The following is a 20,329-nucleotide window of genomic DNA, read 5'->3' on the forward strand; positions in this document are numbered from 1 at the left end:
GCCCCCGCTCGCCCGGCGGGCCGGATGCGGCCCGCGCCTCCGGCGGGAGTATTTGCGCCAAGAAGAAGCCTACGGTGCGCCCCGTCGGCAGGCGTCGCCCTCAAGGAAGGCCCTCAGGCTCCGCGCGCGGTCGGGCCGGAAGGGGCCGGCCTCGGCGACGCCTGCGATGCGGTCGATGCGGAACATGCGGAAGTCTTGCCTGAGCTCGCACCAGGCGATGAGGGTCCAGACCTTGCCCCAGAACCAGAGACCGAGCGGCTGCACCGTCCGCTCCGAGGGATGGCCGCCCGCGTCGCGGTAGGCGAGGCGGAGCCTCTGGCGGTCCGCCGTCGCCCGGTCGAGCCGGTCGATCATCGCGCGGTCCGCCTCGGAAAGAGCGCCGGCGTCGTGGGCGTGGATGGCCACCGTGGCTGGGCTCTCGCGCAGCGCCGCCGGCAGCACCGCCCCGATCTTCGCCAGCGCCTCCTCGGCCGCCAGCGCCATCTCGGCCCCGCCGAAGCTGCGGATCATCCGTGCCCCGGCGACGAGGGCGGCAATCTCTGCGCGGGTGAACATCAGGGGCGGAAGATCGTAGCCTTCACGCATGAGGTAGCCGACCCCGGCCTCGCCGTCGATCGGCACGCCGGAGCCGATGAGGTCGGCCACATCGCGGTAGATCGTGCGTTCGGAGACCTCGAGGCGTTCGGCAAGGCGGCGTGCGGTCAGAAGCCGACCGCCCCTCAGATACTGGACGATCTGGAAGAGGCGGTCGGCGCGGCGCATCAGGCGGCCTTCGGCTCGAAGAGCCCGATCGAATTGCCGTCGGGATCGGTCGCATAGGCGAAGCGGCCGGGCGGGATCGTGACGATCTCGCCAAGGACCTTCCCGCCGGCGGTTCGGCAGCGGATCAGTGCGTCCTCCAGCCGGTCGGGGACGGCGATATGGACGGTGGGGCCGTTCCCCTGGGCGGGTCTGCCGGGATAGAGATGGCCGCCGGTCGTCTCCATATCGCCGCCGAGGATCGCCATGGGGTTCGGGCCGCTTTCGTCGATTACCATCTGCCAGTCGAAGACCGCGTTGTAGAACGCGACGGCCTTCTTCATATCGGAGACCGGGATCTCGCTCCAGACGACGATGGGTTGGGGTTGCATGGGTCACTCCATTGGTTGCGGATGGCCCCTTGTCGCACAGGGCTGCTGACAGCCTTCTGTCAGGAGGGTGACCGAAGGGCGGTATTGACCGGCCCCCGCGGGCGGCGCATCTCTGGGACAGGAGGCGAGCGATGCCGCACGATCATTCGGCACACGAACAGTCGGGTCACGGGCGCCCGGAACACGGGTCTTCGGGGCGCGGTCACCACCATCATGGCGGCGAGCGCGGGTTGGGCATGGCCGTTGCGATCAATCTCGCCCTCACGGTGGCGCAGGTCGTCGGCGGGATCGTCTCGGGCTCCGTCGCGCTCATCGCCGACGCGGTCCACAACCTGTCGGATGCGGTCGCTCTGATCATTGCCTTCGCCGCCCGGCGGATCGCGCGGCGCCCGGCGGATGGCGCGATGTCCTTCGGCTACGCGCGCGCCGAGGTGGTGGCCGCGCTCATCAATTACACGGTTCTCGTGGTGATCTCGCTCTGGCTCGCCTCGGAGGCGGCGATGCGGCTCATCGACCCGCCGGAGGTGGCGGGCGGCATCGTCATGGCGCTCGCGGGGCTGGCGCTGGTGATCGACCTCGCCACCGCGCTCCTCACCTGGCGGCTGGCGCGGGAAAGCACGAACATCCGCGCCGCCTTCCTCCACAACCTCGCCGATGCGGGGTCTTCGGTGGCGGTGCTCCTCGGCGGCCTGCTCATCTGGCTCTACGGGCTGCGCTGGGCGGACCCGGCGATCACGCTTCTCATCTCGGGCTGGATCCTCTGGCATGCGCTCTCCGAGATCGTGCCGGTGATCCGCATCCTGATGCTCGGCGCCCCGCCCGAGGCCGAGGCGGAGGCAGTGCGCCGGGCAATCGAGGCCGAGGCGGGCGTGGAGGGCGTCCACCATCTGCATGTCTGGCAGATGGACGAACACCGCGCCTCGGTCGAGGCGCATCTGGTCCTCGCCGACGGCGCCGACGGCGGCGAGGCGGTGCGACGGGTGAAGGCGCGCATCGCGGAGGCTTTCGGCATCCACCACGCGACCTTCGAGACCGAGACGCGCGCCTCCGGCTGCGCCGGAACCGGGTGCCGGATTGGACAGGTGTGAGCCCGGCGACCCGATCGGGCCGGCTGCCTTTCATCGATCGCGGGACGGGGCCGCTGGACGGCGGCCGGTCGTGAGATCGGGCTCTGCAGGCGACGGCAGCCTGCTGCCCCCGCCGATCCCGTGCCGCGCGCAAGCGGGGTCCTCGCACATCGTGTGCGCCATGCCGGCGTCGGCAGAGGCGCGCCGGACGTCCGGCAGAGGGCACGCCAAGATCACCGGCAACCGATGGGGACGATACGCCGAGGCATGTCGGGGCGCGGGCCTGACCTCACTCCTCCCGGAAGGCGCGGCTGAACTGGTCCGTGATCGGCTTGGCGAGATAGGCGAGGACGCGCTGCTCCTCGGTCGTCAGATGGACCTCGGCCGGCATACCGGGCATCAGCTCCAGCCCGCCGAGCCGCGCAAGCTGGTCGTCGGGCACCTGGACGAAGGCGACGTAGAAGGCCTCGCCCGTGCGCGGATCGCGCGCCGTCGCCGGCGACACATGGGCCACCTTGCCATAGAGCTCGGGCGTGGTGCGCTGGCTGAAGGCGGAGAACCGCACCCGAGCGTCCTGGCCGATGCGCACTTGATCTATGGAGGCCGGATCGAGCCGTACCTCGACGCGTAGCAGCGCCGCGGCAGGAACGATCGTGGCGAGGACCTGGGCTGGCGTGATCACCCCGCCCTCGGTGAAGACATGAAGCTCGTTGACACGTCCCGCCAAGGGCGCGCGGATTTCGGTCCGCGCGATCCTGTCGCGCAGGGCGCCGATGCGTTCGGTCAATTCTGCGATCCGCGATTCCACCGGCACGAGTTCGCGCTGCGCCTCGGCGCGAACGGATTTGTCCTGGGCCAGACGCCGGCTGTGAAGCTCGCTGACGCGCAGATGTGCGCGCGCCACCTCGGCGTCTGTTTCGGCGATGCGGCCCTTGATGCGCACGAGATCGCGGTCGATCTCTTCCAGCCGGGCCGTCTCGACGAGCTTGCGTCCCGCGAGATCGGCGAGCCGCGCGCGGTTCGTCTCCACGAGCGCCAGTTCCTCTGCCAGTGCCGCGCGCTGGGCCTCAAGCCCGATGATCTCCTCGCCGGTCTGGCGGATGGTCAGCTCGAGCTGTTCCAGTTCGGCCGCGCGGAAGGCGAGGTTGCCCGCATGGAGGCGCCGTTCGCCGGCGAGGATCACCCCGGCATCGACCCCGGCCGTGGCGACGTCCTGTGGGATGGCGATCTCGGTCCGGCCGTCGCGATCCGCCTCGAGGCGCGCCCGCCGGGCCTGTGCTTCCAGCAACTGGGCCGAGAGGATTGCGAGTTCGGCGCGCGACTGGCTGTCCTCGAGCCGGATCAGGGGCTGCCCCTCGGCCACATCGTCTCCGGCGCGCACGAGGATCTCGGCGACGATGCCGCCATCGCGGTGCTGGACCTCCTTGAGGTTCTGATCAACCCCGACCATGCCGGTCGCGATCACCGCCCCGCTGATCCGGGCGGTATGCGCCCATCCGCCGATCCCGCCGACGAGAAGCGCCGCGAGAGCGAGCCCCGCGACCACATGCCCCCGGTATCCGTCCCGCACAGCCGGTATCTCGGACCTATTCGTTTCGGACATCGCTTGCTCCCTTTCCGTCACGAGACCTCGAAGGTCGCGATCAACTGCGTGCCTTCGAGGGTGATCGTTGTCTCGTAGATCTGGTCACGATCGAAATCGATCTCGATCAGGGTTCGTTCGACCTCTTCGGACTTCTCCTCGCGCAGGCGGAGGCGGGGTCTCGTGTCGCCGAAATCGTATTCCTTGATGCTTTCCTTCAGCGTGTCGTAGAGGTCTTCCATCAGATCTTCCATGTCCGGCGTATTGTCGTCCCGGCGCCGGTAGAGATCGAGCGAGCCGACGTTGATGCGGTCGCCCACCGCGAAGTCGGTGATCTGGAAGCGCAGGACGCCGTGCTCGAAGTTCAGGTTCTGCTCGCTGAAGACAAAACGATTCTCGCCCCCGCCGCCGGTGAATTGCCCTTGATTCTCGGCGGCAAGGAAGACGTCGTCGCCGGCGCCGCCGGTCCAAGCCTCGATGCCCTCGAAACTATCCTGGCCGATGCCTTCGCCCGTGGCCACACCTGCGGCGATGTCGAAGACGATCCCGAGCGAATCGTCACGGTAGTCCAGCTCATCGTGGCCATCGCCACCGTCCAACCAGTCGGCCGCACCATCGGCTGACGCCACGATGCGATCGTCGCCTGCGCCACCCCTGACCGTGTCGGAGCCGCCCCCGTCGTGCATGAGGTCGGCTCCCGCGCCGCCATCGAGCAGGTCGTCTCCGGCGTCGCCGTGCAGCACGTCGTCGCCGGCGTCGCCGATTAGCCGGTCCTCGCCCTCGCCGCCGAACAGCACGTCCGACCCTGCGCCACCGTCCAGCAGGTCGTCTCCGGCGTCGCCGTGCAGGACGTCGTCGCCGTCCTCGCCGTAGAGCTGATCGGCCCCGCCGCCGCCCGAGATGCGGTCGTTGCCGCCGCCGCCGAAAATGACGTCGTCGCCGCCACCGCCGTCGAGCACGTCGGCGCCCTCGCCACCGAACACGATGTCGGCGCCTTCGTGGCCGCGCACCGCATCGTCGCCGCCGCCGGCGACAATGTTCTCTCCGACCGGCCCGCCCTCGATGTCGTCGGGTCCCTCGGTCCCGATGATGAGCGGCGTGGCGTCGGATTCCTCGGTCCCCTCGGCGACGATGCGGGCAAGTGCCACCTGCTCGACCGAGGTCGTGCCGTCGGTGACCGTGTAATGGAACTCGACGGCGCCCGCGTCGTCATGGTCGGCGGTGTACGTCCAGCCCTCCGGCCCCTCCGTCAGGGTTCCGCGCGAGACGGTCAGACCGGTGACGGCAAGAGCGTCGCCGTCCGGGTCTTCGCTGCGGCCCAGCAGCATCGACATCGTGATGATCAGCACCGCCCCGCTGGCCACATCGCCAAGGTAGACCGGCCCCGTGTTGCGCGGCGCGCGGTTGGACGGCGGGCAGGCGCCGCCGCGGTCCGGTGGTCCCTCGCCATCGCGTCCGCCCTCTGTGGCGCCCGCTTCCGGTCCCGGGGACACGTCGAGATAGGGCTGGCCGTCCCTGCCGCCGATGAGGTCCGACTGCCCGGGAAAGCGGATCGTCGGCTCCTCGGGCATTCTCGGAAGGCGCGGTCGCAGCGGATTCGGCGTGGCCGGAATGTTCGCGGCCGTGGCCGAATGTCCGGCTGCGGTGAAGTCCACCGCAGCCGTCGCAGCGCCGAGAGCGATCTTCCAGGATGCGGACGACGCCGGTGCGGCCTCGTCAGGGGAAGCGGATTCCGGCGCTTCGGGAGCGCGGTCGGGCGACCTCGTCCGCGGCCCTGCGTCGGCAGTGTCGGCGAGCGTGCCGGACTGGTCCGGGGCGGCCTCGGCCGCCTCCGCCACCGGCAGGAACGACCGCAGATAGGAGAGCATGGCCGCCAGTGCGATCCCGAAGGCGAGCGGGCCCTTCCCGTTCCCGGCACCATCGGTAAAGTCCGGTGGGCGTTGTCCGGTTTCGCCGGGGTTTCCCTCGCCGTTGACCGATTTTATCCGGATCATCGTAAGATCCCCCTCCGCCCGGTCTCGGCGGCACGCCGGGCAGGTTTCGGTTCGGCCTCGCCCGGCGTCGGTGGCGCCGCCGGGCGCAGGATTTCCTCGCGCGGGCCGAAGGCGGTCATGCGGCCATCCATGACAATCGCGACGTGATCCACTGCCTTGAGCACGCTCGGCCGGTGCGCAACCACGACCGCGATGCCGCCCCGCGCCTTGATGGCCCGGATCGCAGCGGTCAGTGCCTCCTCGCCTTCGCCGTCGAGGTTGGAGTTGGGCTCGTCCAGCACGACGAGGAACGGATCGCCGTAGAGCGCCCGCGCGAGACCGATCCGCTGACGCTGGCCGCCCGACAGGCCGGCGCCGTTCGCGCCGAGCTCGGTGTCGTATCCTTGCGGCATGCGAACGATCATGCGGTGGATCGCGGCTGCCCGGGCGGCGGCGACGATCCGGTCCGGATCGGCCTCGGGGTCGAGCCGGGATATGTTCTCCGCGATGGTCGCGTCGAGAAGCGCGATGTCCTGCGGCAGATAGCCGACATGCCGGCCCATCGCCTCGTCGCCCCATTGCTGGAGTTCGGCCTCGTCGAGCCGCACCGCGCCGCGCAGCACCGGCCATATTCCGGTCAGGGCGCGGACGAGGGTCGTCTTGCCGCCGCCGCTCGGCCCGATCACGCCGAGCGCCTGGCCGGCGTCGAGGGTGAAGCCGACATCGCTCAGCAGGACCCGGCCGGTTCCCGGCGAGGCAACAGTCACGCCTTCGAGCTTGAGCGAGCGAACGGGTGCGGGTAGCGGCATCGGGCGCGGTGCCTTGGCCAGGACGTCGACGGTTTCGCGCAGGCGGCCGAAGGCAGTGCGGGCCGCCACGACGTTCTTCCAGTTGCCGATCGCGAGGTCGATGGGCGCCATCGCCCGCGCCGCGGCGATGCTCGTCGCGATGATGGCGCCGGCCGACAATTCGTGCCTGATGGTGAGATAGGCGGCGAGCCCCAGCACAGCGGATTGCAGCAGCATGCGCAGCACCCGAGAGATCGCGCCGAAGGTGCCGGTAATGTCGCTTGTGCGGGTCTGGAGAGACAGATTTGCCTCGTTCGCCTTGGCAAACCGCGCCACCGCGCGGCCGGCGAAGCCCATCGCCTTCAGTACCTCGGCATTCCGGGCGTTCGAATCGGCAAGACGGTTGCGGCGCACCGCCGCCTCTTGCGACTGGCCGCTCAGCCGGCGCGACAGGATCTCGGTAACAATGGCGATCACCGCCAGCACGGCGGCGCCTGCGATCGTCAGCGCGCCGAGCGCAGGATGCAGGATATAGACGAAGGCGAGGAACAGCGGCATCCATGGCAGATCGAAGAGCGCCAGAGGCCCCTGGCTGCCCAGGAAGCCGCGCACCGTGTCCACGTCCCGTCCACGCTCCAGTGCCTCGGACGAGGAATAGCCGTATCGCGGCATGTCGATGGCGACCTGATGGGCCAAGGGCGCAAGGCGACGGTCGAACCGCGCCCCGAGCCGCACCAGCACCTGGCTGCGGATGATGTCGAACATGCCCTGAAAGCCATAGAGGCCAATCGCCAGGACCGAGATCGCCACAAGCGTGGGCACGCTGCCGCTGGTCAGCGCGCGGTCATAGATCTGCAGCATGTAGAACGACCCGGTAAGGGCCAGCACGTTGATGATACCTGAAACGAAGAACAGAAACAGGATCAGCGGGCGGATACCCGGCATCAGGAGGCCCGATGCGGCGTCCCGATCCTTGCGCGACCTGCGGCTCATGGCGGCTTCCCTTCACAAGACTTGGTAAAGGCACGAAGGCCCGGCCGCGGAGGTCAATCCGCCGCAGCCGGGCCAAGAGTCAGAGGTTGAAGTCGCCTGAATTCAGGTCGTGACGGCCCTTGATGCTGAGCTGGAAGTCGGCATCCGCGGAGTCCGAGACATTGCCCTCGACCACGGTGTAGTCGCCGTCCTCGCGCGTCTCGTGCCGAACCATGAGCTGCCCGGTGCCGGTGAAGGCGTCGGAGACCAGCGTGAAGCTGCCGTCGCCGGTACCGCAGCCGTTGGCGTCGATTTCCGACAGGTCGATCCGGTCGCCCGGCTGGAAGCCGAGGATCGTGTCGCCGTCGGCATCGGCCGCCGAGAGGAAGCGGAAGGTGTCGTTCCCCGCACCGCCATCGATCCGGTTGATCTCCCGCGAGGCGGTGATAACGTCATCGCCCGCGCCGGTCACGACGTTCTCGATACCCCAGATCACGTCATGTCCGGTCTGCGCGCTCTGGACGCTGCCGCGCCCCATCAGGCCGGAGCCCAGATCGGCCGTGATGTTGGCGGTGATCGCCGACATGTCGAGCGTGTCGCCTTCGCCGGGCGCGTCGAGTTCGTCGCCGTGGTAGACGTCGTCACCATCGCCGGAGGATGCCACGAAAACATCCTCGCCGCGACCACCGAATACCGTGTCGTTGCCCGCCCCGGCGTCGAGGTAGTCGCGCCCGCCCTGGCCGAACATGCGGTCGTTGCCGCCATCGCCGAACAGCATGTCGGCGCCACTGCCCCCGGTCACATCGTCGCTGCCGTCTCCGCCGAACACGATGTCGCGTCCCGCGCCGGCCTCGATCACGTCGCGGCCCCCGCTGCCGTGCAGCACATCAGCGTCACCCGTGCCGCGGATCACGCCCGCCGATGTCGGACCGCCGCCGGTTTCGTCCGCCAGTTCGCCGTCGCTGCTCCCATCGCTGCCGGCCGCACCCGAGAGATTGTCACCGTCCCAGGTGTCCGCGACCGCCGCGCCATGGGCGATGAGGCCCGGCAAGCCGTTCGGAGCGAAGAAGCGCACGCTTCCACCCGGGCCGGACACCGTGGTCATGCCATCGGAGCCCGTGGTGACCGTGGCGGCGGACGGATCGACGCCAGCCGGCATCTCGATGACATCCTGCGGGCGCAGGGCGCCCACGATCACATCATTTCCGCCCGCGCCGCGGAACACGATCCGGTGCGGCGAGACGAGTGAGGAGATGTCCACCACATCGTCGCCCGGCGTGCCGTCGATGGTGATCGTGTTGAAGTCGAGGCTCGTGGTGGTGAAGTCCCCGATCACGATGACGGTGTCGGCGCCCGCGGCACCTCCGGTGGAGCCGCCCGGGGACGACACGGCGAGCGTGTTGATCATCAGTTCCTCTATGTTGTCGAGTTCGGCGATGATCGACGCGTTCGTGGTGCCGTTGCGTGTGATGACGATCTCGGTGTTGGTGTTGAGGCCGGTGATCCCTGCCGCGGTCGCCGCGGCCGCGGTGTAGATGCGGAATGTTTCGGCCGACCCGTTCCCATTGATCTGCACGGTATCCGTGTCGGCGCCGCCATCGATGAGGTCGCGCCCGCCCGAGGTGGCACCCGAGAAGTTCCACTCGATCGTGTCGTTGCCGGCACCACCGTTGACCGAATCGTTGCCCGGCCCGCCATTCATGTTGTCGTCGCCATCGTCGCCGTTCAGCACGTCGTTGCCGGTGCCGCCGAGCAGACGGTCGGCATCGTTGCCTCCGTTCAGGAGGTCGTTTCCGGTGTCGCCCACCAGGCGGTCGCGCCCGTCGCCGCCGTTCAGCGTGTCGTTGCCGCCCGAGCCCGCCAGCGAGTCGTCGCCGGCGTTGCCGTTCAGCAGGTCATTGCCGCCGATGATCAGCGGGTTGACCCCCGTCGCACTGTCCGCACCCGCGGTGCCGTCGAAGGTATTGTTGACGAGCGGTATCCCGTTCCAGTTCTGCCCGACCGGCGCGGTCGCCGCGGAATAGACCACCTCGGCGTTGCCGGTGCCGTCGGTGAAGCTGACGGCGACGCGGAGTTGCAGTCCCGCCTGCGCGCCTGGCGCCGTCAGCAGCAGGTCCTGCGGTGTGAAGGTCGCACTGGTTGCGCCCGCGATGTTCGTCCAGGTGGTGCCGTCCGCCGAGGATTGCCACTGGAACGAGAAGGCGCCGAGCCCGTTGGCATCCGCGATCGACGAAAGGTCGAGCGTCAACGCCTGTCCCTCGGTCGGGGTCGTGTCGCTGATTACCGGTGCACCGGTCGCCGGCGAGCCGCCGATGAAGAGATCCCCGTCGGCGAAGCGGAGGAACTCGATGTTGCGCAGCGTGTCGGTGCCGTCGTCGATCGTTGTGACCGAAGTGAGGCCGCCGAAACCGGTATGCGCGACCTGCACCGCGCCGCCAGCAAGGCGGGTGATGGTGTAGTTCTCCTGCAGGTCGTTAAAGACGGCGATGTCGGTGTCGCCCGCAACGTCGCCATCGAGGATCTCGCGCTGGATCTCCATCTGCGACGGCCGGATCGTCCGGTCGATCAGGAGTTCGAACAGCGACTTGCCCGCCCAGCCGAGCGCCACGTTCTGCGCCGAGTTGTCGAATACGTGCTTCAGCGAGTCGACCGTGCCGATCTCGTTGCCGCCATTGTCACGGATCGAGATGCGGACGTTCAACCAGCGGTCGCCGTCGATGATGTCGTCGCCGCCGTTACCGGAGATGAGGTCGTTGCCGCCGCCGCCGAGCAGGATGTTGCCCGCCTCGAAGAAGCCGTTGGTGCCGACCGAGACGATCTGCGAGAGGCCCGCGATGCGGTCGATGCCGGCCTGGTCGAGTCCGTCGTTGAAGAACTCGCCCTCGACGACGCCGCCCGCAAGGCCGGTTGCCACGCGATCGTCGCCGATCAGCGTGTCGTCGTTCTGCCAGCCCGAGAGCCCCTCGACCTTGTCGAAGCGGTTGCGAAGGATGTCGGCCTCGTCGGTCGTGAAGATCTTGATCCGCAGGTCGGCATAGCCGTCCAACGCATTGCCCTTGAAGATCGACCAGTCGAAACCGAACATGCCCTCGTTGCGCATGACGCTTTCGCCCTGGACCATGATGTCGTCGCCGGATTCCGCGTCGAAATCATGCTCGTCTGTACCTGCGAACATCACGTCATGGCCGATGATGGTGCTGTTGAAGAAGAGTTGCGAGTTGTCGCCGGCTGTGGTGTCGAATCCACCGTCGCCCTCTATCCAGTCGTCGCCCTCGTTGCCGAGTAGGAAGTCGGCACCCGTGCTGCCGAGGATGAAGTCGTTGCCCGCGCCGCCGAAGATCTCGCCGGCATCCTGGCCGAGGAACATCACATCCTGACCGCGTCCGCCCATCATTACGTCGAGACCGTTCGAGGTGGCCATGACGTCGTCGCCGTCCTCGCCCTTCAGGAAGTCGGCCTCGTCGCCCATGTCGGTGATGACATCGTCGCCGGCACCGCCATTGACCTGATCGACGCCGAAGCCGGATTCGATCCGGTCGTCGCCATCGCCGCCCCAGATCGCGTCGTCGCCGTCCCCGCTGATGAGCGTGTCGTTGCCCGCGGTGCCGCCGAGAACGACGTGCTCGCCGCCATTGAAGCGGAGGTAGTTGGTGTCGAGCCCGGGCGTCGCCGGATCGTCGCGCACGACGAGCCCCATGCCGAGAGCCTCGAGAATGGGATCGGCGCCAACCGGATCGGGGTAGGCCTGATTGGCCGGATCGACTTCGAGCACATAGTCGTAGCGGGCGAAGGCATCCGCGCCGATGTGACGGGTAATCACGTCGTCATCCGTGCCGCGAATGCCGTCGGCCCCCGGCTGGGCAAGATCGGTATTGGCCAGGATCATCTTGGCGAGCGAGTTGTTTTCCAACTCGTTGAGGAAGTTCTGGCCCTGGGTCCGCGTCAGGTAATAGAAGCGGTCCCCCGCCTGGAGCGCCTCGAGCTGCGCCTCGAAGATGGCGGTGAAAGTCGAGCCGAGCATCCCGCCGAAGGGCATGATCCGCTCGGCCAGGCCACCGACCCAGAGGTCGATATCGTCGAGCCCGTTGTTGGCAGCCGTCCATGCGCCGCTGGAGTTGAGGAAATCAAGCCGATCGGCCGGCGCCCCCGACCCGCCGAAGACAAGCGCCTCGGCCGCGAGCCGCTTGTCGGCCAGCGTCACCGCCGAGGTGATCGTGCTGTGCTGCCCATAGGCGGCGATCAGGTTCACGATCGTCGCCGGGTTCTTGAGGTTGGTCGCCAGTTCGACCCAGCTCGCATAGGGTTTGAGCCAGCTCGACTGGGTTTGGGTGTAAAGTTCTGCCCGCGCCTCGTTGAAGCTCGGGATGCCGGTGTCGCGGCCGCGCGCGATGTTGATCGCGGCAAGGTCGAGCGGCAGGCCGACGAGATTGTTGCGCAGAGAGTTGACGACGAACTCGTCAATGGCGTTGCCGCGTTCCACCGTCATGCCACGGACGATCGCGCCGGCGGCCTCGTCCGCGCTGATCGAACCGTCGTTGTCGAAGAGCACCGGGTTGAGGAAGGAGGTGATGAGTCCCACGTCGTCCGACGAACCGTCCGCGTAGATGCGCGGCATGGTGTCGGTCAGCATCGAGTGGCCGAAGCGATAGACGGTGTTGGCGAACTCCGCGAAGATCGCCGGGTTGATGTCGGTGACGGTGTTGAACACGAAGGGTTCGATGTTCGGGTGAATCTTGCGGGCGAATTCCTCGAACACGAGATGCTGATACTGCATCTCCGTGGCGAAACGTGCCGACTGGAACAGCCGCTCGCCGTTCCAGTCGAGAGCCGACGGGTCGGTCGGGATGGCGGCGCCCGGTGCAAGCGGCGTCAGCAGCCATTCGTTGATCAAGGCGATGTCGCCCGAGGCGAGGATCGTCGCCATCTGCGCATCCACCTGACGGTTGTGTTCGGAATGGAAGATGTGGTGTACGGAGGTCAGGCCGATGTTCTCGTTGCCGCGCCCGTCTCCGGTGATGAAGTGCCGGTCGAGGAGTTCGTTGTCGTACTTGCCAGCGGTCGAGACGCTGTCGGACAGGCCGAGCGCGCCGTCGTCGTCGGCTGTCTTGAGCAGCCCGGTCCGGCCGTCGAACGGATTGGCCTCGTGGGCGAGGTCGTCGAGGAAGGCATGTCCGATGCGCACGGCGCCGACCGCGAAGGTGTTGACCGGTGCGGCGGGCGTGCCGGACACCACGAGGTCGTCGGCGGTGTTGGGTATGCCGTCCGGGCCGAGACCCACGATGACCTGGGCGAACCCGGTCCCCGGATCGGGGATGAACTTGCCGTAGGCATCGGTCCGGATCAGCGGGATGTTCAGTGCGTCGCCATCCGTGAGTGCGATCCCCAGCAGATCGCGTGCCTGCGCCTTGACATCCGCCCAGGTCGCCAGTCCGCCGTTCGCGCCGTCGAGCATCCGGCCGGTGGCAACAGGCTGGCCGTTCGCATCAAGGTGATATTCCCGCAGGAACACCTGGTGCGACGCGTGCGAGGTGTAGGTCTGGTTCTGATCGACGAAGGGCGTTGTCTGGTTGATCCCTTCGTGAGCGGTATCATCTGCGGTGCCCAAGATTCCGTCCGCCCCCGGGCCGGTGTTCGGCGTGGAGCGGGTCACTGCCATGAACTGAAGCGCGGGATCGGTGATCTCGTCGCCGGTGCCGGCGACGCCGTCCGGGCCGTGGGTGATCAGGGGATCGTCGGGCTGGAGCGGGATGAACACGGTCCCGTTGTTGCCCTTGTTGATGAGGTCGAGTCCGTGGTCGAAAAACTGGCCGAAGAAGGTCATCCAGGCGTTGAACGGCGCCGAGATGCCGTCATCGGGTGCGATGTTCGGGATCGAGGCGAGGTCGGCGTTCGTGATCTCGACATCGGTGGAATCGTGCGAGAGCGAGACGTTGTCGACCAGAACCTGCCCGCCGCCGGTCTGCGCGATCTCGACGATGAGGCTGTAGCCGTCGAGGGGCGTCGGGAGGGTGCCCGTGGACAGGCTGACCGGGGCCCATTGCCCGTCGGCGGGCGCCGGCAGGTTGGTGATCGCCAAAAGGATGCTCGTCGCGCCGTCGGGCGAGACCGCCCGGATCCGCGCGGTGCCGCCCGTCCAGGCCTGGTCGGTCCGGTCGCCCACCACGAAGTCGAGCGTGTAGCTCACACCCGCGGTCGCAGGGCCCGCGTTTTGCGAGAGGACCGCCCCGTTGGTGATCCAGGCCACCTTGCCGCCACCGTTGCCGGCCGGGTCCGAAATGCTGTCGACCGGATCGTAAAGCCCACCCAGGCCGCCGGTGATGGTCCAGCCAGAGGGCGCCGTCATCGTGTAGTTGCCCAGCGCGTCGGTGAACACGCCGGAATCGCCGTCGGCCAGCGAATCCGCTTCGAAATCGGCATTGGCAACCATGATCGGTGCCGCACCGCTACCCGGGGCAACGGGGATCTTGCCGGGATTGGTCTCGAGCCAAGCGGCGACGGCGGCCTCGTTGGCGAACCAGGCCGCCACCGCGGCAGGGTTGTTCACGCTCATGTCCACCACGAGATTGGAAATGATGCGCGGGTCGGCATCGACCACGTTGCCCGAATGTCCGCCGTTGCCCGCGCCGGGCGCGCCGATGACGCCGTAGTCGGTATTGGTGACCGTGCCGCCCGGTCCGAGGTTCATCGTGTCCCCATCGGCATCGTCACCGAACCTCGCCGAAAGGTAGCGCGGCATGGTCTGGTCTGCGGCGCCCCAGGTTTCCCGTCCCGGGACGATGTTGTTGTAGGTGCCATCCACCGTGCGCACACCGTAGGGCAGATGCGGGTCAGGAATTGCCAGCCGAGCCCCCGGATCAGTCGGTGCGACCACGTTGCCCGCAGCGTCGACCCATACCTCGATCAGAGACGTGCCCGTGGCATGGGCCTCGGAAATCTTGATCTGGCGCAGGATGAAGTCGAGGTCGGCGAGGTTGAGTTTGACAGCCATGGCAATTCCTCCCAATCCCTGGGCAGCATTTGCCCGGGTGTCAAAATCGAACGGAAATCGGGCGGGAGTCCAAGGCAAAGGCGATTGGCCGAGCCGCCTTGGAACGAGCCCCGTGCAGCCTCATCAAGATAGAACCGAATCGGTCCGGCCTTCCAATCCGGAAGGTCCCGTCGCGTTTTCCGACCTTGGTCGGCGAAGAATAGGGGACCTTGGTCCCGGATGACGGGACGTTGTTCGCGATCGAGGTACGACCTTGCTGGCCGGGTCGATTCCGTTGCCGCAGGGCGGACGATGCGATGCCGCCGGCGCATCGCGGGTTCCGTTACGGCAGGCAGCGCGCTACGCTGTCTCGAAAAGTGCCGGCAGGGTGCGGCGGCGGCGCAGCATGGACAGTTCCAGGGTGATGGGGCGAGAGATACCTGCCGGGGCCGGATCCGGCGCCAGGCGGCGACGGGATCAGCCGCCGCGGGCCGTCGGCGTGTGGATGATGATCGGCATTCTTGCCGCGATCGCGGCGATCATGTTCCTCCTCGGACGGTCGGTGATCCTCGCGTATGAGAGGGCCCAGATCGCCGCTGCAGCCGACGCCGGCAGCCTCTACATCGAGGGAATACTTGCGCCACATGCCTATGAGCTGCTGCGCGATCCCGCTCCGGACGGCGACCTCTCGGTCCGCATCGGCAATCTGGTAGCCGAACTTTCGGCGACCCGGTATTTTGCAGCGATCAACATCTGGAACAAATCCGGCGATCTGCTTTTCGCCTCGCGCCCCTACGAACGGATCGAGGCGCACGATCCGGACGACCTGGAACGCGCCCTGAGGGGCGAAGTGGTCGTCACACTGGCAACCCGCGAGGAGACCGAGGGTCACTCTCCGGTCCTGCCGCCCTATCTCGAGGTCTATGCACCGATCCTTGAACCGGGTGCCGGCGATGTCGTCGCGGTGGGGGAGATCTACATCGACGCCGCTCCGCTCATAGCCGACCGGCAAAGGACAGAAGCCGCGATCTGGCTCTCGATCATGCTTGCTGCCTTCGCGCTGGCATTCCTGACCGGTGTGGTTGCCCATCAGCGCAGGAGGCTCGTGGAACGCTACGCCGAACTGGCGAAGACCACCGCCGAGAACCTCGCGCTTCTTCAGAAGGCGGATGCGGCGCGCGCCGACACCGTCCGCGTCAACGAGGCGCTGTTGCACGATATCGGAGCCGAGCTGCACGACGGCCCTTTGCAGACACTGACGCTCGCGGCGCTGGCCAAGGCATCGCAGGACGGTTCCAAGGCCGCGCTACAGTCCTCGGTCGCGTTGAGCGAGGCGGCGGCACAGCTTCGCCGGATCGCCGCCGGTCTGATCCTGCCGGAAATCGCGGGCCTGTCTGCGGGTGAGGCGGTCCGTCTCGCCGTCGCCCGGCATGAATGGATGACCGGCGTGCGCCCCGCGCTGGCGGAGGGTCCGCTGCCGGAGAAGGTGCCCGATGCGATCCGCACGGGCCTGTACCGGGTCGTGCAGGAGGGACTCGCGAACGCCTACCGGCACGCAGGCGTGGCGCGGGCCGTTGTGCGCATCCGATCCCTTAACGACCACATCGAAGTGGAAGTCGAGAACGATCCGCCCGCCCGCGACGTACTCCCCCAAGCACCTCATGACGACGCCGCGCGGCCGCGATTGGGCCTCGATGGCTTGCGCCACCGCATCGGCGCACTGGGCGGAACCATCGAGCTTGCCGCCAAGCCGGACGGTGGCGCTATCCTGCGGGCGGAACTGCCGCTGGCGACCGAAACCGGGGGCGCGGGCGCCTCATGATGGCGGATGGCGATCCGCCACGCGATGATCGGTGTCCAGCGCCTGAGCGGCCAGCACCACCTCGATCCGGTTGCGCGCATTGAGCTTCTGCATCAGCGTGGTCATATAGTTCTTCACGGTCTTTTCACTGATGCGCAGGGCAACGCCGATCTCGCGGTTGGTGCTGCCCTGCCTCAGCAGTCGCAGAACCTGCTCCTCGCGCACCGTAAGATGCATCGGGTCGTTGTGGGGCGGAGGCTTCTGGCCCGTCCGCAGGCCGGCCACGATCCGCGCCGCGAAGCCCGGTGTGATGTAGGTTTCCCCGGCATGGACCATCCGCACCGCCTGCACCAGTTCCTCGATGCTCGATCCTTTCAGCACATGCCCGCGCGCGCCCGCCTCGATCCCGAGGATGGCGACCTCGGGGTCCTCCGACGCGGTGAAGAACAGAACTTTGGTCTTGCTGCCGCTTTCGACGATTCGGGCCGTGGCCTTGATGGCATCGCCGGGCAGCCGGACGTCCATGATGAGGATATCAGGATCATGCGCCGCGACGAGTTCGATCGCAGCTCCCGCAGTCCCACCGGTGCCCACCACGAACATGTCGTCGCAGGACGCGATCAGGGACGACACACCCGCAAGCAAAACAGGATGGTCGTCCACAATGCAGACGGACATACCCCCCAGCAATCTCGTTACCCCAGAAAATACACAGGACACCCTACCAGCTTGGAAAGCATACACCGATCAGGGCATCCGGTAAACCGCGCGCGTCGAACCGGCTCCGATCGACGATTGGCAAAGGCGGTGCAGCCTGTCGCACGCTTGGCGGGACCTGTTGCAGCGTCGACCGCGTGATACGGTCCGCCGGCCCTGCGAGGGCTGCAACTTCTGCCCTTCCACCCGGAAGCCGGACACGTCCCGGCCGAGGCGGAGATCGTTCCGCCCCCGACCTGAGACAAACGGCCAGCCTTCGCAGGCGCGACACGCAGGTTCTTCGCCTTGCCCTGACGGCGCCTGGCACGCCGAGATGACGTGCTACTCCTGCCCGGTGGCGAAGCCATGCCGGCGGGCATCCTGCCGTCTTCCCCCGCCCCGTGCCGCGGGCTATGAACGGGCGCGACCATGGAGGCCCGACGATGCAGATCCTGACCCGCCGCACCGCCCTTGTCCTTCTCGCCGCGCTCCCGGCCGCCTGCGCCCGGCGCGGGGACACGCCCCGCGGCCCCGGGGGCACCGCCGAGGTCAACCGGCTCATCGGCCGCTATGCCCGCGCCTACGACGTGCCGGAAACGCTCGTCCACCGCGTGGTGCAGCGCGAGAGCGGCTACAACCCCGCGGCCCGGAACGGCCCCTACTACGGGCTGATGCAGATCCTGCCGCAGACCGCTGCGACCATGGGCCATCGCGGCGCGCCCGAGGAGTTGCTCGATGCCGATACGAACCTGCGCTACGGTGTGAAGTACCTCCGCGGCGCCTGGCTCGTGGCGCGCGGCAATCCCGACCGCGCGGTGATGTGGTATTCGAAGGGCTACTACTACGAGGCCAAGCGCATGGGGCTTCTGGAGGCGACGGGGCTCAGGGCCTGATGCTGGACCTGACGCTTCGTATCGCCGGCATGTTCTGTCTCCTGAATGCGCTGACCTACGGCCTCTTCGCACTTGACAAGCGCAGGGCGCGGGCCGGCGCGTGGCGCATCCCCGAGCGCAGCCTGCTCCTGGCCGCCCAGCTGGGCGGGAGCATCGGCGCGAGCCTCGCCCAGCACCGGTTGCGCCACAAGACATTCAAGGAACCGTTCCGGACCCAGTTGAACGCGATCGCCGGCCTGCATCTCGTCCTTGCCGCCCTGATCGTCTTCGCCCCCCTGCGCCAAGCCGCCGCGACCGTCCTCACTGGCGTTCCGGCGTCGGTCGCCCCCGAGGAACGCGACGTACCGGCCCCGCTTCCGCGCCGGTTCGGCCCGGGCAGCCATTAAGCCGGTCAGACCGGGATCGCCGTCGTCTGCCGTACGGTCCTGAGTGCGAAGGAGGAATGCATCTGCGCCACGCCCGGCAGGCGGGCGAGGTGCTGGCGGTGGATGCGGGCGAAGTCCTCGGTGTCCTCAGCCACGACCTTGAGGAGGTAGTCCGCCGTCCCGGCCATCAGGTGGCATTCGAGGATGTCGGGCACCCGCGCCACCGCCCGCTCGAAGGCGTCGAGCAGCTCGTCCGCCTGGCCCGAGAGCGTGATCTCGACAAAGACCGTCGTCGGCCGGCCGAGCTTGCGGGCGTTCAGGAGTGCAACGAACCCGGCGATGTAGCCTTCCGCCTCCAGCCGCTGCACCCGCCGGTGGCAGGCCGAGGGTGACAGGTTCACCCGCTCCGCCAGCTCGGCGTTGGTCACCCGGCCTTGCTTCTGCAACACCGCGAGGATGCGCCGGTCCGTCGCGTCGATCTCCATACTTGCGCAATCTCCTTCGAAGAAATGCCGCTTCTGTCGAAGAAATAGCGCATGTCCCCTTTGGATCGCCAGCTAAATCTGGAACCAATTTCATGCTTCATGGCGGATAATGGCGCACATTTTTTTCGGGAGGACCCCATGAAGATCGGATGCCCCAAGGAGATCAAGCCGCAGGAATTCCGCGTCGGCATGACCCCGGCCGCCGCGCAGGAAGCGGTGGCCAACGGCCATGACGTCTACATCGAAACCAATGCCGGCGCGGGCGCCGGCTTCACCGACGCGGACTACACGGCGGTCGGCGCGAAGATCCTCGGCACCGCGAAGGAGGTCTTCGCGAAGGCCGACATGATCGTGAAGGTGAAGGAACCGCAGGCGGTGGAGCGCAAGATGCTGCGCGAAGGCCAGGTGCTCTTCACCTACCTGCACCTCGCCCCTGATCCGGAGCAGACCAAGGACCTCCTCGCCTCGGGCGCGACCTGCATCGCCTATGAGACCGTGACCGACCGCAACGGCGGCCTGCCGCTGCTGGCGCCGATGTCCGAGGTCGCCGGGCGGCTCGCGCCGCAGGTCGGCGCCTGGACGCTGCAGAAGGCGAACGGCGGGCGCGGTGTCCTTCTCGGCGGCGTGCCGGGCGTGGCGCCGGCGAAGGTCATGGTCATCGGCGGCGGCGTCGTCGGCACCCACGCGGCGAAGATCGCCGCCGGGATGGGCGCGGACGTGACCGTGCTCGACCGCTCGATCCCGCGGCTGCGCTACCTCGATGATGTCTTCGGCGGCAGCTTCAAGACCGCCTATGCCTCGGCGGGGAACACCATCGAACTCGCGCGGCAGGCCGACATGATCATCGGCGCGGTGCTCATTCCCGGCGCGGCGGCGCCGAAGCTGATCTCGAAGGCCCAGCTGAAGGAACTGAAGCCCGGCGCGGCGCTCGTCGATGTCGCCATCGACCAGGGCGGCTGCTTCGAGACCTCGCGCGCCACGACCCACCAGGATCCGATCTACGAGGTCGACGGGATCATGCACTACTGCGTGGCGAACATGCCCGGCGCGGTGGCGCGGACCTCGACCATCGCGCTCGGCAATGCGACCATGCCCTTCATGATCGCGCTCGCCAACAAGGGTTGGAAGAAGGCCTGCGCCGATGACGTGCACCTCTTGAACGGGCTCAACGTCCATGCCGGCAAGCTGACCTATGCCGCCGTGGGCGAGGCGCTCGGGATCGCGTCGATCCCGGCCGCCGAGGCGCTGAGGCTCTGAGCTGATCCCAAGCGAAGACGGCCGCCCGGCGAACCCGCGCGGCCGTTCCGTTCCGGCGCTGTTGCCTGTGGCCTGATCAGCCCCGGCACTCCGGATGCTCGATCAGGTCGCGCGGGTCGTCGCAGCCGGACCCGCCGGGAACGCGCGGCTTGCGCCGCTTGTCGATGACCGACCCGTCATCGCCGGCCGAGATGCCGGGAAGGCTCTTGCCCGAGGCGAAGGCCGGGGCGGCGGCGGGCAGCGCGATCATGGCCGCGACTGCGATCGTCAGAAGCTTCGTCATGCTTTTCCTCCCATATCAAAAAGCACGACCAGCCTAGCCATCCGGGCACGACCGGCCCATTGACCAAGGG

General features: G+C 67.8%; 14 protein-coding genes. 5 read left to right on the top strand and 9 right to left on the bottom strand.

Annotated features, from left to right (window positions below; genetic code table 11):
* Nucleotides 1-69: 69 nt before the first annotated feature.
* Complete coding sequence (locus F9K34_RS09260; protein ID WP_291336674.1) at nucleotides 70-762, bottom strand: helix-turn-helix transcriptional regulator; 693 nt, start codon at nucleotides 760-762, stop codon at nucleotides 70-72.
* Nucleotides 762-1,130 carry a VOC family protein gene (locus F9K34_RS09265; protein WP_291336675.1) on the bottom strand — a complete coding sequence of 123 codons (369 nt, stop codon included), beginning with the start codon at nucleotides 1,128-1,130 and terminating at the stop codon, nucleotides 762-764. The genes F9K34_RS09260 and F9K34_RS09265 overlap by 1 nt, the downstream gene beginning before the upstream one ends.
* Nucleotides 1,131-1,261: 131 nt before the next feature.
* Between F9K34_RS09265 and F9K34_RS09270 the strand changes: the two genes are divergently transcribed.
* Nucleotides 1,262-2,218, top strand: a complete 957-nt coding sequence (locus F9K34_RS09270; protein WP_436405727.1) for a cation diffusion facilitator family transporter — start codon at nucleotides 1,262-1,264, stop codon at nucleotides 2,216-2,218.
* Between the two features lie 268 nt (nucleotides 2,219-2,486).
* Here the strand turns inward: F9K34_RS09270 and F9K34_RS09275 are convergent, their stop codons facing one another.
* From F9K34_RS09275 to F9K34_RS09290, 4 genes are all read right to left on the bottom strand, one after another.
* Entirely contained in the window at nucleotides 2,487-3,800 is a 1,314-nt protein-coding gene (locus F9K34_RS09275) for an HlyD family type I secretion periplasmic adaptor subunit (protein WP_291336676.1), read from the bottom strand.
* A 17-nt stretch (nucleotides 3,801-3,817) separates the two neighbouring features.
* Nucleotides 3,818-5,773 (bottom strand): cadherin-like domain-containing protein, encoded by a 1,956-nt coding sequence (locus F9K34_RS09280; protein WP_291336677.1) that lies wholly within the window; start codon nucleotides 5,771-5,773, stop codon nucleotides 3,818-3,820.
* A complete protein-coding gene (locus F9K34_RS09285; RefSeq protein ID WP_291336678.1) occupies nucleotides 5,770-7,533 on the bottom strand; it encodes a type I secretion system permease/ATPase in 1,764 nt (587 codons plus the stop codon). The genes F9K34_RS09280 and F9K34_RS09285 overlap by 4 nt, the downstream gene beginning before the upstream one ends.
* A gap of 79 nt (nucleotides 7,534-7,612) precedes the next feature.
* Nucleotides 7,613-14,500, bottom strand: coding sequence for a peroxidase family protein (locus F9K34_RS09290; protein WP_291336679.1), 6,888 nt, complete (start codon nucleotides 14,498-14,500; stop codon nucleotides 7,613-7,615).
* A gap of 253 nt (nucleotides 14,501-14,753) precedes the next feature.
* On the opposite strand from F9K34_RS09290, the gene F9K34_RS09295 reads away from it, so the two are divergent.
* Nucleotides 14,754-16,301 (top strand): sensor histidine kinase, encoded by a 1,548-nt coding sequence (locus F9K34_RS09295; RefSeq protein ID WP_291336680.1) that lies wholly within the window; start codon nucleotides 14,754-14,756, stop codon nucleotides 16,299-16,301.
* Here F9K34_RS09295 and F9K34_RS09300 read toward each other — a convergent pair.
* Entirely contained in the window at nucleotides 16,296-16,943 is a 648-nt protein-coding gene (locus F9K34_RS09300; RefSeq protein ID WP_291336681.1) for a response regulator, read from the bottom strand. The two genes, F9K34_RS09295 and F9K34_RS09300, sit on opposite strands and share 6 nt — an antisense overlap.
* 476 nt (nucleotides 16,944-17,419) lie before the next feature.
* On the opposite strand from F9K34_RS09300, the gene F9K34_RS09305 reads away from it, so the two are divergent.
* Both F9K34_RS09305 and F9K34_RS09310 read left to right on the top strand, forming a co-directional pair.
* Nucleotides 17,420-17,869, top strand: coding sequence for a lytic transglycosylase domain-containing protein (locus tag F9K34_RS09305; protein WP_291336682.1), 450 nt, complete (start codon nucleotides 17,420-17,422; stop codon nucleotides 17,867-17,869).
* Nucleotides 17,869-18,255, top strand: coding sequence for a DUF1294 domain-containing protein (locus tag F9K34_RS09310; RefSeq protein ID WP_291336683.1), 387 nt, complete (start codon nucleotides 17,869-17,871; stop codon nucleotides 18,253-18,255). Before F9K34_RS09305 ends, F9K34_RS09310 begins: the two co-directional genes overlap by 1 nt.
* Nucleotides 18,256-18,260: 5 nt before the next feature.
* Here F9K34_RS09310 and F9K34_RS09315 read toward each other — a convergent pair whose 3' ends face one another.
* Nucleotides 18,261-18,719, bottom strand: a complete 459-nt coding sequence (locus tag F9K34_RS09315) for an Lrp/AsnC family transcriptional regulator (RefSeq protein WP_291336684.1) — start codon at nucleotides 18,717-18,719, stop codon at nucleotides 18,261-18,263.
* Nucleotides 18,720-18,857: 138 nt separating this feature from the next.
* On the opposite strand from F9K34_RS09315, the gene ald reads away from it, so the two are divergent.
* Nucleotides 18,858-19,976 (top strand): alanine dehydrogenase, encoded by a 1,119-nt coding sequence (ald, locus tag F9K34_RS09320; RefSeq protein WP_291336685.1) that lies wholly within the window; start codon nucleotides 18,858-18,860, stop codon nucleotides 19,974-19,976.
* A gap of 76 nt (nucleotides 19,977-20,052) precedes the next feature.
* Here the strand turns inward: ald and F9K34_RS09325 are convergent, their stop codons facing one another.
* Nucleotides 20,053-20,259 carry a hypothetical protein gene (locus F9K34_RS09325; RefSeq protein WP_291336686.1) on the bottom strand — a complete coding sequence of 69 codons (207 nt, stop codon included), beginning with the start codon at nucleotides 20,257-20,259 and terminating at the stop codon, nucleotides 20,053-20,055.
* Between the last annotated feature and the right edge of the window lie 70 nt (nucleotides 20,260-20,329).

This window comes from Albidovulum sp. (assembly GCF_008933605.1).
In the GTDB taxonomy this organism is placed as follows: domain Bacteria; phylum Pseudomonadota; class Alphaproteobacteria; order Rhodobacterales; family Rhodobacteraceae; genus Albidovulum.

Excerpts from the sequence above, each read along its gene's own strand:
- F9K34_RS09280 (WP_291336677.1), bottom strand. The coding sequence starts at position 5,773 with ATGATCCGGATAAAATCGGTCAACGGCGAGGGAAACCCCGGCGAAACC.
- F9K34_RS09310 (WP_291336683.1), top strand. The coding sequence starts at position 17,869 with ATGCTGGACCTGACGCTTCGTATCGCCGGCATGTTCTGTCTCCTGAAT.
- F9K34_RS09315 (WP_291336684.1), bottom strand. The coding sequence starts at position 18,719 with ATGGAGATCGACGCGACGGACCGGCGCATCCTCGCGGTGTTGCAGAAG.
- F9K34_RS09275 (WP_291336676.1), bottom strand. The coding sequence starts at position 3,800 with ATGTCCGAAACGAATAGGTCCGAGATACCGGCTGTGCGGGACGGATAC.
- F9K34_RS09325 (WP_291336686.1), bottom strand. The coding sequence starts at position 20,259 with ATGACGAAGCTTCTGACGATCGCAGTCGCGGCCATGATCGCGCTGCCC.
- F9K34_RS09265 (WP_291336675.1), bottom strand. The coding sequence starts at position 1,130 with ATGCAACCCCAACCCATCGTCGTCTGGAGCGAGATCCCGGTCTCCGAT.
- F9K34_RS09285 (WP_291336678.1), bottom strand. The coding sequence starts at position 7,533 with ATGAGCCGCAGGTCGCGCAAGGATCGGGACGCCGCATCGGGCCTCCTG.
- F9K34_RS09270 (WP_436405727.1), top strand. The coding sequence starts at position 1,262 with ATGCCGCACGATCATTCGGCACACGAACAGTCGGGTCACGGGCGCCCG.
- ald (WP_291336685.1), top strand. The coding sequence starts at position 18,858 with ATGAAGATCGGATGCCCCAAGGAGATCAAGCCGCAGGAATTCCGCGTC.
- F9K34_RS09290 (WP_291336679.1), bottom strand. The coding sequence starts at position 14,500 with ATGGCTGTCAAACTCAACCTCGCCGACCTCGACTTCATCCTGCGCCAG.
- F9K34_RS09305 (WP_291336682.1), top strand. The coding sequence starts at position 17,420 with ATGCAGATCCTGACCCGCCGCACCGCCCTTGTCCTTCTCGCCGCGCTC.
- F9K34_RS09260 (WP_291336674.1), bottom strand. The coding sequence starts at position 762 with ATGCGCCGCGCCGACCGCCTCTTCCAGATCGTCCAGTATCTGAGGGGC.